Annotated in this window: 10 protein-coding genes; 7 read left to right on the top strand and 3 right to left on the bottom strand. The window is 52.5% G+C overall.

Translation table 11 applies throughout. The features are described from left to right. Window positions 1–24: 24 nt before the first annotated feature. The 3 genes from J7619_RS27955 to J7619_RS27965 form a co-directional block, all read right to left on the bottom strand. Entirely contained in the window at window positions 25–1557 is a 1533-nt protein-coding gene (locus tag J7619_RS27955; RefSeq protein ID WP_291207019.1) for an FAD-dependent oxidoreductase, read from the bottom strand. A 103-nt stretch (window positions 1558–1660) separates the two neighbouring features. After that, window positions 1661–3859 (bottom strand): glycogen debranching protein GlgX, encoded by a 2199-nt coding sequence (glgX, locus tag J7619_RS27960; RefSeq protein ID WP_291207022.1) that lies wholly within the window; start codon window positions 3857–3859, stop codon window positions 1661–1663. Between the two features lie 82 nt (window positions 3860–3941). Further along, the gene (locus J7619_RS27965) at window positions 3942–5579 is read right to left on the bottom strand and encodes an alpha-amylase family glycosyl hydrolase (protein WP_291207025.1); all 1638 of its coding nucleotides are present in this window, start codon (window positions 5577–5579) and stop codon (window positions 3942–3944) included. 125 nt (window positions 5580–5704) lie between these two features. Between J7619_RS27965 and treZ the strand changes: the two genes are divergently transcribed. The 7 genes from treZ to J7619_RS28000 all read left to right on the top strand — a co-directional run bounded on the left by treZ (window position 5705) and on the right by J7619_RS28000 (window position 15571). Continuing rightward, complete coding sequence (gene treZ, locus J7619_RS27970) at window positions 5705–7504, top strand: malto-oligosyltrehalose trehalohydrolase (protein WP_291207028.1); 1800 nt, start codon at window positions 5705–5707, stop codon at window positions 7502–7504. Between the two features lie 204 nt (window positions 7505–7708). Then, window positions 7709–8317, top strand: coding sequence for a hypothetical protein (locus J7619_RS27975; protein ID WP_291207031.1), 609 nt, complete (start codon window positions 7709–7711; stop codon window positions 8315–8317). A 4-nt stretch (window positions 8318–8321) separates the two neighbouring features. Beyond that, window positions 8322–9434, top strand: a complete 1113-nt coding sequence (locus tag J7619_RS27980) for an acetate/propionate family kinase (RefSeq protein ID WP_291207034.1) — start codon at window positions 8322–8324, stop codon at window positions 9432–9434. A gap of 17 nt (window positions 9435–9451) precedes the next feature. Beyond that, on the top strand, window positions 9452–11806 hold the full coding sequence (locus tag J7619_RS27985; protein ID WP_291207036.1) for a phosphoketolase: 2355 nt from the start codon (window positions 9452–9454) through the stop codon (window positions 11804–11806). A gap of 209 nt (window positions 11807–12015) precedes the next feature. Next, window positions 12016–12237, top strand: a complete 222-nt coding sequence (locus tag J7619_RS27990; RefSeq protein ID WP_291207039.1) for a dodecin family protein — start codon at window positions 12016–12018, stop codon at window positions 12235–12237. A 74-nt stretch (window positions 12238–12311) separates the two neighbouring features. Continuing rightward, entirely contained in the window at window positions 12312–13382 is a 1071-nt protein-coding gene (locus J7619_RS27995) for a glycosyltransferase family 4 protein (RefSeq protein WP_291207043.1), read from the top strand. Continuing rightward, a complete protein-coding gene (locus J7619_RS28000; protein WP_291207046.1) occupies window positions 13379–15571 on the top strand; it encodes an amylo-alpha-1,6-glucosidase in 2193 nt (730 codons plus the stop codon). The genes J7619_RS27995 and J7619_RS28000 overlap by 4 nt, the downstream gene beginning before the upstream one ends. The last annotated feature ends 121 nt before the right edge of the window (window positions 15572–15692 follow it).

Raw genomic sequence — 15692 nt, forward strand, 5'->3', positions numbered from 1 at the left:
GGCATGAATGGATATTAACTGCTTTTACTCACGATGTGCCAGGTTTTCTCTTGCAGGGCCGGTAAGTACGGTACCGTCGGTGCCGAAACGCGATCCATGACAAGGGCAGTCCCAGCTTTTCTCTGAATTATTCCAGTGGACAATGCATTTCGCATGCGTACAAACCGGATCGAGGGCCTGTATGTTGCCCCGGGGATCTTTGTAAATAGCCAGTTTCTGGCCGTCATAATCTACCACTGCGCCGGAGCCGGCAGGTATTTCGGATAGTTCGTCGATTTTCCCGAAATCCAGACGGTCGCCGATAAATCGGGCGACGACATCGGCGCCTTCTTTGACGACCTCGGTGAATCCGGCAATGGGTTTGATGCGTGACGGATCATAAAGCGCTTCATATTCACTCCGGCCATTCAGGATCAGGTCACTGATCACGCTCGCCGCAGCAGTCCCGAGCATCATACCGTTTCCGTTAAAACCGGTTGCCGTGTAAATGCCGTCGGAAGCGCCGGGAAGTTGTCCGATATACGGCAGGCCGTCGGCCGGGATGTAATACTGGGCCGACCACTGGGTGTATACCTCTTTGACCGGGTAACATTTTTTGGTGAAACTGATCAGGTCCTCAAATGCCTGCTCGGGAGAGCCGTGACCCGTTTTATGATCGTGGCCGCCCGCTACGAGGTACTTTTGCCCGTCGATCATATGCGTCCGGAAATAATGGTAAGGCTCCTGCATATCGTAAACCAGGCCGTCGGGATAGGCGTTATCGTTTGTCAGCGTGACCGCGATGACATAGCTTCGGTAAGGCGCGTTGCGGAAATGCAGCACATTTACCCCGCCGGGAGGGATATGCGTGGCGTAAACGACCTTGCTGGCCTGGATTTGCTTTCCGGCCGATATGGCGGTATGAATTCCATTATCTGTTTGTATCTCGTGAATCGGTGTGTTTTCCAGTACGACCCCTCCCAGGCCGGCGAACGCGGCTTGCAAGCCTGAAATGTATTTCAAGGGGTGAAACTGTGCCTGCCGGTCGAAGATGAGCGCTTTTTGGTATTCAACAGTGATCGGGACCTGATCGGTTACCCGAACTTCGACGCCCGCCCGCAGGGAACTGGCAAATATATCGTCCAGTTGCCGGGTTTCCTGATCGGTTTGTGCGTAGAGATATCCATTTTTCCACTCAAAATCGCAATCGATCCCGTGAGTCCCGATAAGTTCCTGGATCAGTTGCACGGATTCGGCAATGGACTTCGCAAATTGTTTTGCGGCGTCTTCATCAAAGGCTTTTTCCACCTCGGCAAAGGTCGTGTCAGCAAACGTGTTGATATGGGCGCTCGTACCCCCGGTGGTTCCGTAGCCCGGGTTATGGGCGTCGGCTACGATGCATTTCAATCCTTTTTTTCGCAGTAACAGGGCAGTAGTGAGGCCAGTAATACCTGCCCCGACAATCAGTACATCATAAGTTATTGCGGGATCGAAAGCATTGCCTGCGTCAGTTTTCGACATATTCTTTTGCCAGAGACTTTGGTTTCGTCCATCGCGTGTGTTTTGATTGGTTTCCATTTGCTGATTATTTTTTGCGTGTGCGATAAGCTAAAATCGTACCAAAATGAAATGGGTACAACCGGCGCAGACGTTTTAAATGCGTCCGCCGCCTTCCATGATATCACGTAGATGCATTCGCTTGCGGAGGAGACGACAGGCATCTCAGGACCATCACTGAGTGGTCTGTGACATGCAGCTTTTCGTTCGAAGCGATTGCATGATCGGTTTCGCCGATGAAATTTTCCGCAGTATTGATTACGACGTGCCAGTCCGAGCCGCATTCTGCACCGGGCAGGATAAAGTCCATGGGCTGATCTCCCGCGTGGAAGATGATGTAAAAATGGTCGTCGGTGATTTTGTTTCCATCCGGATCGACGCACCTGATCCCTTGCCCGTTGAGAAACACACCAAAAGTCCGTGCTATGTGGCCCTCCCATTCATGATCGGGAATTTGCTGCCCGTTAGGCCAAAACCACATAATGTCCTTTACCTCGGAGCCCATGACCGGTAAATCCTGGAACCATCGCCTGCGACGGAAAGTGGGGTGGGCGTTGCAAAAGCCAATGAGCGCCCGGGTATATTCCAGCAGCGACTGGTCGGCGGCTGCCCAGTTGAGCCATGAGATTTCATTATCCTGACAGTACGCATTGTTGTTGCCGTGCTGGGTTTTGCCCAGCTCGTCTCCGGCACTCAGCATGGCCACCCCCTGCGATAGGAACAGGGTTGTAAGGAAGTTTCTCTTTTGTCTGTTTCTGAGTGCATTGATGTCTGCATTATCGGTGGGACCTTCCACTCCGCAATTCCAGGAATGATTGCTCTCGTCGCCGTCCCGGTTGTCCTCACCGTTGGCCTCATTGTGCTTTTGTTCGAAGCTCACCAAATCGTTGAGCGTGAAGCCGTCATGCGCGGTGATGAAGTTGATGCTGGCCGTAGGCCTGCGGTAGTCGCTTTGGTACAGGTCCGGACTGCCGGTGAAGCGACGCGCAAAGGCCGTCATTTCCACGTCCTGTCCACGCCAGAAGTCCCGGATCTGGTCACGGTAAATCCCGTTCCATTCTGCCCAGCCCACGGGAAACTTGCCTACCATATAGCCGTCTTCGTTGATGTCCCAGGGCTCGGCGATCAGTTTCACTTGCGATATGACCGGATCCTGGTGGATAATGTTAAAGAATGAGCTTAGGGTGTCGGTTTCATGCAGCGTGCGGGCTAATGTGGCTGCCAGGTCAAACCGGAAGCCATCCACATGCATTTCGGTTATCCAGTAACGGAGGCTATCCATGATCAGGGCCAGTACATTGGGAAGTGAAACGTTCAGCGTGTTGCCCGTGCCGGTATAATCCATGTAATGGCGCGGATCGTCCTGTACGAGCCTGTAATAGGAGGCGTTGTCCAGGCCTTTAAATGAAAACGTGGGTCCCTGGTGATTGCCTTCGGCGGTATGATTGTATACCACATCCAGAATAACCTCAATACCGGCTTTGTGCAGTTCGCGCACCATTTCCTTGAATTCGTTTACCTGACCGCCCTGCTCACGACGACTACTGTACCGGATGTCCGGCGCGAAGAACCCCAGCGTATTGTACCCCCAATAGTTGGCAAGGCCTTTGTCAAGCAGGTGCTGATCCTCTACAAAATGGTGGACGGGCATCAGTTCCACGGCCGTAACACCAAGTGTTTTCAGGTGTTTAATGCTTGCCGGGTGCGCAATCGCCGCGTAAGTGCCACGAAGGTTTTCGGGGATTTCCTCCCAAAGTTTGGTGAAACCCTTTACATGAAGTTCGTAAATAACCGTATCATGGTAGGCGATGTCCGGACGAACGTCGTCTTGCCAATCGAAATCGGGATTGATGACCACCGCCTTTGGCATAAAGCCCGCGCTATCTTCGGCATTGAAGCTCAGGTCTTCTTCGGTACTCCCGATCTGGAAGCCGAAAACCGCAGGATCCCATTTGACCTCTCCACTGATCGCTTTTGCGTAGGGATCCAGCAGTAATTTATTGGGGTTAAACCGGTGGCCTTTTTCAGGATCGTAAGGCCCGTGTACGCGGTATCCGTAGAGCTGGCCCGGGCCCAGACCAGGAACATACACGTGCCAGACGTGATGGGTTACTTCCTCAATTTTGATTTTAAGGTATTCCTCAGCTTCATTCTCCGGTTTAAAAAGACAAAGTTCGACACCATCGGCATTCTCGGAGAAGATAGCGAAGTTGATCCCCTTGCCATCCCAGACCGCACCCAACGGATAAGGTTTACCTGGCAGTACTTTTAATTGTCGCTCGCTGGCCGGTTCCAGCAGCTCATTCCCAATGCGATGTTCCATAGTAGGTGTGGCAGTATATATGTGTGTTCCATTCATTCCCTGATCAGAATTTCGGGCGTCGGTAAAAACCTGTGCCAGCAGGTTATATCAATTCCACCACAATGCCTTCGTCTCCTGCCAGTGTGATCACTTGCGCGACCCGCTGGCCGATACGTTCTTCTTCGGTACTGAGCCTGATCACGCCCTGGTAATGGGTTTTTTGCGGGCGGAAGTAGGCTGGGCGGTGGCTCAGGTTCAGGATGATGAGGAAGGTCTCATCGTGTTCCTGTCGGAGGTAGGAGATAAGCTGGCTGTCCGAATAAACCGGGCTGTAACTGCCCACGCTCAGTGCCGCGCTGTTGCGACGGATATCGATCAGCCTGCGGTAAAACGACAACATCGAATGGGTATCGTTTTTTTGTTTCTCCACATTTACTCTCGCAGCATTATAAGGTAATCGCAGCCAGGGTTTGCGGGTCGAAAAGCCGGCATTGATCTCCGGCCCCCACTGCATCGGTGTGCGGGACGGATCGCGGCTGATATTCAGGTCGGGCATATTCAGCCCCTGCGGATCTACGATTTCGTCGACGGGGATGGGGACGTCGGTCATCCCTATTTCGTCGCCGTAATAAATAGTGGGTGTGCCGCGGAGCGTGAGCAGCAACATGGCCGCGATTCTGGCCTGGGATAATCCCACGCGGCTGGTGATCCGGGGTTTGTCGTGGTTGCTCAATACCCAGTTTGGCCAACTCCCCAGAGGTAAAGCTCCTTCGTAGGCGTCGATCGCCGCGGCGATCTCCTGAGCATTCCACGGCAGGGTCAGTAGCTGAAAATTGAATGGCAGGTGCGCCCCGGTGTTGTTCTGGCCGTAGTAGGCGACGAGTCTGGATACCGGTAAATAGATTTCACCAATAAGTACCCTGTCCCCGAAAGCGTCCGTGAGCTCGCGCATCATGCGTACAATGCCGTGCACTTCGGGCTGGTCGGTGGAATAGACCGGCATGTATTCGTCATACAAGGGGCTGGCGGTATTGGCCGGGGTATTCGGCACGGGCGGGTTGTCGCGCAGCTGGCTGTCCTTGATCATGTGCCACATCACGTCCACTCTGAATCCGTCAACGCCTTTTTCGAGCCAGAACCGCATAACATCGAGCATGGCTTGCTGTACTTCCGGATTGCGCCAATTGAGATCCGGCTGCTCTTTCAGAAAGGCATGGTAGTAATATTGTCTGGTGACAGGGTCCCATTCCCATGCCGGGCCACCGAATACGCTAAGCCAGTTGTTGGGTACGGAGCCGTCTTCCTTGCCGTCGTGCCAGATATACCAGTCCCTCTTCGGATTGTTTTTGGACGATCGGCTTTCCAGAAACCACGGGTGCTGGTCGGAGGTATGATTCGGAACCAGGTCGAGTAGCAGCTTCATATCCCGACGGTGAACTTCCCGCAGTAACTCGTCGAAATCCTCCATGTTTCCGAAAAGTGCGTGAATGCCGCGGTAATCGGAGATATCGTACCCGAAATCGGCCATGGGTGAAGCAAAAATCGGGGAGAGCCATACGCAGTCGATGCCCAGCCATTGCAGGTAGTCGAGGCGGGTGATGATTCCTTTCAGGTCACCCACGCCGTCGCCGTTGGAATCCTGAAAGGACCTGGGATATATCTGATAAATAATACCATGTTGCCACCATTTGTGCTGGGTGGCGGTGGGATCTGCGGTAAATGTGACCGTTGCGTGTTCCATAAGTGTATCTGTTTTGAATAATCGGCAGCCTATTCTAAAATCACGCCGGCACGGGCAACAGAGATGGCATAAGTTTTTCCAAACCGGAAATCCAAAATAGGCCAGGGGCTTAACCATTTTATCGTATGATCCATATCCAAGCAGGTGCGCACCGGGAGGACGAACAAATCCGGTTCACGGTGTGGGCGCCGCAAACAAAGCAGATGAACCTGATTTGCCAGGGCAGCGAACCCGCATCTTTCCAAATGCAGCAGGAGGAGGACGGTTATTTCAACCTGCTGTTGCCCTGGCCGGACGAGCCGTTCCTTTATAGCTATGAACCGGATGGCAAGGGGCCTTTCCCTGATCCGGCATCGCACTATCAGCCGGAAGGTGTGCATGGATATTCACAGGTTGTAGATCACGACCGGTTCCGATGGACAGACGGCGAATGGCGGGGGAAAGCATTCGAAGACCTCATTTTGTATGAAATACATGTCGGCACATTTACGCCGGAGGGAACATTCGAAGCAATCATCCCGCGGCTGGCGGCATTGGCAGAACTGGGTATCAACGCCATCGAGCTGATGCCCGTTCAGGAATTTCCCGGCAACCGGAACTGGGGGTACGACGGCGTATTTCCCTATTCGGTTCACAGCGCTTACGGGGGGCCTGACCAACTGAAAGCCCTGGTGAATGCTGCACATGGCCTGGGTATTTCCGTGTTTCTGGACATCGTCATTAATCACCTGGGGCCGGAAGGCAACTACCTTGGTCATTTCGGGCCTTATTTTACCAGCAAATACGCAACGCCCTGGGGTGAGGCGATCAACTTTGACGGTGAGTGGTCGGACGGTGTAAGAGATTATTTTTCCGATTTGATCATATTCTGGTCGGAATATTATCATCTGGACGGGCTGAGAATGGATGCCATTCACGAGATTTTTGATAAGGGTGCATTCAGCTTCTGGGAGCTTGTCCACCAAAAACTTGATACGCATCAGCAGCGCAGCCGGCGCTTGTTTCACCTCATCGCTGAATCCGACCTGAACAGCCCCCGTGTGACCCGGCCTGTCGAAACCGGTGGTATGGGATTCGATGCGCAATGGCTGGACGATTTCCACCATGCGCTTTACGTATTGCTGGACGACAAGGGACGCGAGCGCTATGCGGACTTCGGAACTGTGGAGCAGCTTGCCAAAGCCTATAAAGATGGTTTTGTACATAGTGGCGGCTATGTGAAATTCCGCAAGAGAAAGCATGGTGTCTCTTCGGCGGGGATCCGGGGTTCTTCGTTCGTAGCTTTCAATCTGAATCACGACCAGGCGGGAAACCGCGCGAGTGGCGAGCGGCCCAGCCAGCTTATAAGTGTGGCAAGGCAAAAAGTGGCGATGGCCGCATTGATGCTTTCGCCCTACGTGCCTATGCTTTTTATGGGAGAAGAATACGGAGAGGATACACCCTTTTTTTTCTTTGTAAGCCACAGCAAGCCGGAGCTGATTCAGGCCGTGATCGAAGGGCGAAATAATGAATTCAAAGATTTTGGGGATGGGCAGCAGCCTCGCAATCCGCAGGAAGAGGACACTTTCCAGCAATCCAAAATACATTGGGAAAGGCGTAATGAGGGCCAATACGCCGATCTGCTTGCGTGGACGAAGGCCCTTATCGCCCTCCGGCAAACACATGCCGCACTGCGCAATTTCGAAAAAGATGGTATCGCCGCGGATGTGCTGACCGACAAGGCGCTGCTTCTGAAACGGACCAGCATCGACGAGCGATCGGTACTGTATTGTTATATTAATTTCTCCGATGAAGAGCTCGCCTTTTCATTGCCGGAAAATACGCACTGGTACCTGGTACTCGATTCACAGGCGAACGGAGCAGCAACAACCGGGAGCATCGATGGCCCTGGCGTCAAGGCATTTTCAAATGTGCCCGATGCGTAATGCTCGCAGGTTAACAGTTCCATATCGCAGCGATCATAAGTAAGATATTTTGGCCGGCCCGACCGTGACGGGGATCTGTATATTATAAAAATATATTCCAGTTAAGTTCACTGCTGTCGGTAAAACAGGCACGGGACAGCGGCTGGTATGCTATTTTGTCTGATTTTGAGGATACACTACCGCAGGCTTTAAATAGGAACAGTCATGGCTGAGAAAAACTATACAGGCACAGTACCGGATAATTATCGGGGTGAGAAGATCACTGCGCAGGCAACGCGAGACTTTGAAAGCCTTAGCGATGCCACGGCTTTTTTCAGGAAGGCGAGCCAGCGATTGATGGATGTGGAGCATTGGCAGCAGTGGGCAGGTAAAGCTCTGGCCGATTTTGTGGTTTCAGATCGCTCGGGAAAGCCCTTAAATGTGCCTGCGGAGCAAGGCCTTTTGATCCGAATAGACATTCCTGGCCCCGGCAGCGCCTCAGGCGAGGGGTACGACTGGGTGCGTATCGAAGAAATAGCCAGTTCGGACAATCCCAATGTGGAGAGCATCGCCATTCGCGTCCGTCCTGTCGCTGCGCCCGGATCCGGCGATGCCGAGCCCGCTCACTTTTACGATAGCCTATCCACCAGCACTTTTACCATCACCCGTGAAAATGGCAGAATCACCGCCGCCGTGTACGACCGTAATATAGCCGAAAACACATCCGCTAAACCGGTCATCGACAAGGTACGGAATGCGGTCACCGGGTTTGTTGGGAAAAAGGTGTTTTCCAAAGTCCAGTGGCAATTACTGGTAGACGGTCTTTTGCGCTGAATCTATGACAGAGGCTACCTCAATGATCCTGGCCATCAATTGCGGCTCTTCCAGTGTCAAATTTGCCGCCTATCGCGGAGCGGAAGAAGTGCTTGTGAGAGGAAAAATACAGCACGTATCAGGCGCCGAAGTTGCCCAGCAGATTGTAGGCCGTCTGGATAAGATCGGCTTGTTAGATTCCATTAAAGCGGTCGGTCACAGGATCGTCCATGGTGGTAATCGAAGAACTCCGGTGTTGATTTACGACACGGTAATGGCAGAGCTGGAAGAAAGCCGCGGGATGGCCCCGATCCATATGACAGCGGCTTTGGACATGGTACAAAGCCTGCGCCGGGCATTACCCGAAGCCCATCACGTGGCATGTTTTGACACGATGTTTCACGCAGACCTTCCCGATCTTGCCAGAACCATGCCGTTGCCGCGGTATCTGACCGACAAAGGCATCGCGCGTTACGGTTTTCACGGGTTATCCTGCACTTATCTGCTCCGGACATTCGCCCGCCGGGCAGGCGAGCGGGCGGCTTCCGGAAAACTGATCATCGCGCATTTGGGTAGTGGGGCAAGTATGACGGCGGTGAAAGGAATGAAAAGCATCGACACGACGATGGGCTTTACCCCCGAGGCCGGGCTCATGATGGGCACACGCCCGGGCGATATCGATCCGGGCGTATTTAACTACCTGATGCGAACGCAGGGCTTTGACTTGACACAGTTAGAGCGGATGATGCAGTCGGAGTGCGGGTTGGTGGGGGTGTCCGGGGTTAGCTCGGATATGGGTGAGTTGCTGGAAATGGCCGGGAAAGATGCTCGTGCCCGCCAGGCTGTGGATTTGTTTTGCTATCAGGCTCAAAAGTTCCTCTGCGGGCTCTGCGGGCCGCTGGGTGGGGTAGATGCCGTGATTTTTTCAGGAGGCATAGGCGAGAACTTCCCTGAAATCCGGGCGCAGATATGCAAAGGACTGGGTTTCCTGGGCATTTCTCTGGATGAGACGAGCAATACCGAAAATGCATTTGAAATCAGCCGCCCTTCCAGCTCCACACGAGTTTACGTGATAAAAACGGATGAAGAAGCCATCATTGCCGAGCAAACGCTGGCGGTGGTAGAAAACCTTAATTAACACCGGATATGCGAGATATGAATTCAAATGATCTGGAAATGCTCGACGCCTGGTGGCGGGCCGCCAACTATTTGTCAGTCGGGCAGCTCTACCTGCTCGACAATCCGCTTTTGCGATCTGCATTGCGGCCGGAACATGTCAAAAGGAATATACTCGGGCACTGGGGCACCACGCCCGGGCAGAATTTTATATATGCCCACCTGAACCGGGCTATCAGGGCTTACGATTTGAATATGTTTTACATTTCGGGTCCCGGTCACGGCGGCCCGGCGCTGGTAGCGAATACTTACCTGGAAGGCACCTATTCGGAAATTTACCCCGATGTAAGCCAGAATGCAGGCGGGATGAAAAAGCTTTTCAAACAGTTTTCATTTCCCGGCGGCATTCCCAGCCACGTTTCACCGGAATGCCCGGGCTCGATCCATGAAGGTGGCGAACTGGGTTACTCGCTAAGCCATGCGTTCGGGGCGGTACTGGACAACCCTGACCTTATCGCCGCTTGTGTCGTAGGCGACGGCGAGGCGGAAAGCGGCCCATTGGCGGCTGCCTGGCATTCCAACAAATTCCTGAACCCCGCGACGGACGGGGCCGTACTTCCGATCCTGCATTTGAATGGCTACAAAATTGCAAATCCGACGATACTGGCGCGCATCAGCCACCAGGAGCTACGTGATTTTTTAAGTGGCTGTGGTTGGCTTCCGCTGCTGGTCGAAGGCGACGAACCAATGAATATGCACAGGCAAATGGCGAACGCGGTGGACGAAGCTATCGATAAAATCCGTGAGATTCAGTCCGCAGCCCGGCAGGAGGGCGCTGAGCAGAGACCTGTCTGGCCGATGATCGTGCTCAGGTCGCCCAAAGGATGGACGGGGCCTGAGATGGTAGACGGAAAAGCCATAGAAGGCACATTCCGGTCGCATCAGGTGCCCTTACCCTCACCGGCGCTCGATGAGAAATACTTGTGCCAATTGGAACAATGGCTGAAAAGTTACCGGCCGGAAGAGTTATTTGACCAGAGCGGCCGCCTGCATACCTATATCGCCGCGCTGGCACCCGATGGTAACCACCGAATGGGCGCTAACCCGCATACCAACGGCGGTTTGTTACTGCGGGACCTGCTGATACCGGATTTTAAAGAATATGCAGTGCAGGTTACGGCGCCCGGCCAGGTAGACGCATCCGATACGACGGTGCTCGGGCGCTTTTTGAGGGATATTATAAATGCCAATAAAGACGCGCGTAACTTCCGGATTTTCGGTGCGGATGAAACCGTATCTAACAAGCTGGACGCCGTATTTGAAGCATCTTTCCGCCAATGGAGTGCGCCTATCAAAGATCAGGATGAGTTTCTTGCGCCGGAAGGGCGAATCATGGAAGTACTCAGCGAGCATTTATGTCAGGGCTGGCTGGAAGGCTATCTGCTAACGGGCCGCCATGGGCTTTTTAACAGCTATGAGGCATTTATTCATATTGTCGACTCGATGTTCAACCAGCATGCCAAGTGGTTGAAAGTAACACTTGACATTCCATGGCGCCGCAGGATCGCTTCGTTGAATTACCTGTTGTCGTCGCACGTATGGCGTCAGGATCACAATGGGTTCTCCCACCAGGATCCGGGGTTTATCGATCATGTGGTCAACAAGAAAGCGAGTATTGTACGGGTGTATCTGCCGCCGGATGCCAATTGCCTGCTCTCGGTGGCAGATCATTGCCTGCGGTCGAAACATTACGTCAATGTCATGATTGCAGGTAAGCATCCTGCGCCCCAATGGCTGGATATGGATTCGGCCGTGGCGCATTGCAGCATGGGGGTCGGCATCTGGCGTTGGGCCAGTTCTGATCATGATCGCGACCCGGATGTGGTCATGGCCTGCGCAGGCGATGTGCCTACGCTCGAAACGCTGGCAGCCGTTTCCATTTTGCGCACACATATGCCGTCGCTTCGCATCCGGGTAGTCAATGTGATCGATCTGATGAAATTACAATCCAACCGGGAGCATCCGCATGGTTTGGATGACCGCGATTTCGACCTGCTCTTCACCCGCGACAAGCCCGTTGTTTTCGCTTACCATGGCTACCCCTGGCTTATTCACAGGCTTACCTACAATCGCACCAACCATGGAAATTTCCACGTAAAGGGTTACCGCGAGGAAGGTACTATTTCGACTCCGTTTGACATGACTGTACTCAATGGCCTCGACCGGTTTCACCTGGTACGTGAGGTGGTTGAACGGCTCCCCGGCGTCAGCACCGAAGGCGCCTACCTGGTGCAACTGATGGAGGAGAGGCTGGTTGCACACCGGAGCTACATCAACGAACACGGTATGGACATGCCCGAGGTTCGGGAGTGGAAATGGGAGCAGGCGCTCTGATATCAATGTTGGCAAGTATTTTCCACCTGCTTCAAAGTCTGTTCCAAGGCGTTAGTCGGGAACGGTTTCCCCTGCCGATGTGGTAGGTGCAGGTAATTTTCTACACTTAGGATCCCTGTATACGGTTTGGCAAAGGGTACATTTATTGACTGCCTACTGTCCTTGCCGGCAGATCGTACGGCACTATTTCTAACTAAAACCTGATAGTTATGTCTGTAATAAAAGTTATCGAGGTAATGGCCAATTCTACCGAGAGCTGGGAGGATGCGGCCCAAACGGCGGTTACGCACGCCGCCCAGACGTTGAAGAACATCCGGTCGATCTACGTCAAGGAATTGACGGCGGTCGTCGAGCAGGACAGGATTACGGAGTATCGTATAACAGGTAAAATAAGTTTCCAACTTTTGGGAAGTGGCGGCCCTGAAGCCTGAGAAGCGGCCACGGGGTTTTTGCTCTGCGTGTATGTGATGGAAAGCCGATAGGAGTATTCAAACGGATCGTCGAAATGGATTTCTTAAAAATAGCACAGGTAGCCCCTTTGTATGAAAGTATTCCTCCCAGGCTTTATGGTGGTACCGAGCGGGTGGTCGCCTATCTCACCGAAGAACTTGTGGGGATGGGACATCAGGTGACGCTTTTCGCCAGCGGCGACTCGCAAACCCATGCCAGGTTGATTTCCCCGACACCCAAATCGTTGCGGCTCAATAAAGACTGTGTGGACTCGATGGCTGCTCATATTGCTTTGCTTCAACTGGTGCAAGACCGGATTGAGCATTTTGACATTATTCATTACCATATCGACTATCTGCACTATCCATTGTCGAGGCTGAACCATGCGCCGCATATCACCACATTGCACGGGAGGCTCAATATTCCTGACCTGCATGATCTGTATAAAATTTACTCGGATATGCCGGTTGTTTCTATTTCACAGGCCCAGCGGAAGCCACTTGACTGGCTGAACTGGGTAGGCAACGTTTATCACGGTCTTCCCGCCACGCTTTTTAAACCCAATTTTAAACCGGGGAGCTACCTGGCTTTCCTGGGAAGGATATCCGTCGAAAAGAGGGTGGACCGTGCTATTGATATCGCGAAAGTTTGTGGAATACCCATCAAAATAGCGGCCAAAATTGACAAAGACGATGCGGTATACTTTGAACAGAACATCAAAAAATTGTTGAAGCATCCACTGGTCGAATATATCGGTGAAATCACCGACGCCGAGAAAGAGAAGTTTTTGGGTGAGGCAATGGCGCTGCTTTTTCCGATAGACTGGCCCGAACCTTTTGGGCTGGTCATGATCGAGGCCATGGCATGCGGCACGCCGGTGATCGCATACAACCATGGCAGCGTGCCTGAAATTGTCGAACATGGCGTTAGCGGTTATATCGTAAATAACCGGCAACAAGCGGTGGAGGCGGTCCGGCGGATCGAGCTGATCAGCAGGGAAAGTTGCAGGGACGCTTTCGACCGACGTTTCTCTTCCTCGGTGATGAGCAAGGCTTATGTCAGTGTGTATGAGCGGATGATAGACGAGCGTGCGGAAAAGTTCCACTTCAAACCTGCTGATTTATGAACCTGATTGAAATCGAAGACCAACACTATATCCTGGCAACATCTTCCCTGATTGATCAGCGCACGATGGTGCTAAAGGACGACGATTCTTTTGCCGTTTTTGACTGGCATGGGGATATCCACCAGGTAGGCGCCTTGGGTAAACAAGGCATTTACCATCGCGATACAAGATATCTGTCTGCGATGGAGCTGCATCTGGACGGGGTTCGCCCGGTACTGCTGAGCGGTAGCCCCAGGGAAGACAATCAGATGTTGATGATCGACCTAACAAACCCGGACCTTATTGACAAGGAAAAGGTCATTTTACATGGTACCATCCACCTTTTACGGTCGAAGTTTCTTTGGAGGTCGGCTTATCATGAAAAAATCAGTATTCGCAACTACGATCTTGAGCCTGTCAGTTTCTCGCTTGATATCCGGTTCGATGCAGATTTTGTCGATATATTCGAGGTGAGGGGCGCCGTCAGGGAACGGAGGGGCATAAAAGAGCCAATTATCCGGGACAATGGCGGTTTGCAGTTTTCCTATAAAGGCCTGGATGACATTGTCAGGACGACTAACATCAGTTTGACCCCTATACCAGAGGCCTTCAATCACAACTCGGCGGTATACCTGATCCGCCTGGACCCAAAGCAGCAAATTGAGCTGGAAATAACCATATCATTCTCTGATAATCAGGAGCCGCCGGTGGTAACCTTGCCATTCGGAAAAGCAAAATCAGCACTGAATGCTTACATGGAGCGGGTTGGGGCCTATTGTGCTGATATCATCACCTCCAACGATCAGTTCAACGACTGGCTTAAACGCTCCAAGTCGGACCTGATTACGATGACCACGCAAACGTCCCGTGGGCTGTACCCTTATGCAGGAATACCCTGGTATAGCACACCGTTTGGCCGGGACGGGATCATTACTGCGATGGAATGCCTTTGGGCGGAGCCGGAAATAGCAAAGGGGGTATTGATGTATCTCGCCCGTACACAAGCCCGGGACTTCAACGACTTTCAGGATGCCGAACCCGGCAAAATATTCCATGAGACAAGAGGTGGCGAAATGGCAGCCTTAGGCGAGGTCCCTTTTGAGCTTTATTATGGCACGGTTGATGCAACTCCGCTGTTTGTCTGCCTGGCCGGCCGGTACCTTCGGCGAACAAATGATCTGGTTACCATATCGGAAATCTGGCCAAATATCCAGCAAGCGCTTTTTTGGATCGATCATTACGGTGATTTGGATGGAGATGGATTTGTGGAGTATGCCACCAAATCTCACAAGGGACTTACCAATCAGGGATGGAAAGACTCCCAGGACGCCATATTTTACGAAAGTGGCGGGTTGGCTGAGTATCCGATCGCACTTTGTGAAGTTCAGGGATATGTATACGAAGCGAAAGTCAGGGCTTGTGAAATAGCCAGGGCACTGGATGATGACCTTGCGGCCGACAGGTTAAAAAGGGAGGCTGCGTTGCTGAAAGAAAACTTCAACAAGGCGTTTTGGTCAGAAACCAAACAGACATACTTTCTGGCGCTGGATGGCCAAAAGAAGCCGTGTAATGTCGCTTCTTCCAATGCAGGTCACTGTCTTTTTTCCGGAATTGCCAGCCCGGAACATGCAATCAGCGTCGCAAAGAGTCTCCTGGGTGAACCCATGTTTTCAGGTTGGGGGATCAGGACGATTGCCGACGACGAGGTTCGTTATAACCCGATGTCCTACCACAATGGCTCGATCTGGCCGCATGACAATGCGATAATTGCCGGCGGCTTTTCCAGATACGGTTTGATGCAGGAAACGATCCAGGTCTTAACGGCGACGTTTGATACTGCAAGTCATATGCAGTCTTACCGGCTCGCCGAACTATTTTGTGGCCTTCCCCGTGAAAAAGGGCAGGGGCCCACCTCGTATCCGGTGGCTTGTTCTCCGCAGGCCTGGTCGGTAGGGGCGGTTTTTTTAATGCTTCAGGCCTGTTTGGGCATGGAGATCGACGCAGCGACCGACACGATTATTTTTTGCCACCCGGTGCTACCTTCGTTTATCAATGAGGTCACGATCACCAATCTGCGTTTAAACAATAAATCCATTATCCTGCAAGTACGGCAAGGAAAGGAGGGTTTGGATGCGGCCATACTTGGCCCTGACAACGGAGTCAAAATAAAGGTGGTCAACAGTGTAGTTGAGGAGGAGCCAGTTGCTTAGAGCTTAAATTCTTCACCTAAAGCGTGTTGCTCTCAAGTGCCGGTGATCCGCGAGCAACATAGGAAACGAATTGAAGAGCTGGTCGATACCAGCCATTGAAAAGTATAAGTCTTGCATAGAA

It is taken from the genome of Dyadobacter sp. (assembly GCF_017744695.1).
Taxonomy (GTDB): Bacteria; Bacteroidota; Bacteroidia; order Cytophagales; family Spirosomataceae; genus Dyadobacter.

What these genes read in the sequence shown, in the direction of transcription:
- J7619_RS27955 (WP_291207019.1), bottom strand. Translation starts at nt 1,557, where the DNA reads ATGGAAACCAATCAAAACACACGCGATGGACGAAACCAAAGTCTCTGG.
- glgX (WP_291207022.1), bottom strand. Translation starts at nt 3,859, where the DNA reads ATGGAACATCGCATTGGGAATGAGCTGCTGGAACCGGCCAGCGAGCGA.
- J7619_RS27965 (WP_291207025.1), bottom strand. Translation starts at nt 5,579, where the DNA reads ATGGAACACGCAACGGTCACATTTACCGCAGATCCCACCGCCACCCAG.
- treZ (WP_291207028.1), top strand. Translation starts at nt 5,705, where the DNA reads ATGATCCATATCCAAGCAGGTGCGCACCGGGAGGACGAACAAATCCGG.
- J7619_RS27975 (WP_291207031.1), top strand. Translation starts at nt 7,709, where the DNA reads ATGGCTGAGAAAAACTATACAGGCACAGTACCGGATAATTATCGGGGT.
- J7619_RS27980 (WP_291207034.1), top strand. Translation starts at nt 8,322, where the DNA reads ATGACAGAGGCTACCTCAATGATCCTGGCCATCAATTGCGGCTCTTCC.
- J7619_RS27985 (WP_291207036.1), top strand. Translation starts at nt 9,452, where the DNA reads ATGAATTCAAATGATCTGGAAATGCTCGACGCCTGGTGGCGGGCCGCC.
- J7619_RS27990 (WP_291207039.1), top strand. Translation starts at nt 12,016, where the DNA reads ATGTCTGTAATAAAAGTTATCGAGGTAATGGCCAATTCTACCGAGAGC.
- J7619_RS27995 (WP_291207043.1), top strand. Translation starts at nt 12,312, where the DNA reads ATGGATTTCTTAAAAATAGCACAGGTAGCCCCTTTGTATGAAAGTATT.
- J7619_RS28000 (WP_291207046.1), top strand. Translation starts at nt 13,379, where the DNA reads ATGAACCTGATTGAAATCGAAGACCAACACTATATCCTGGCAACATCT.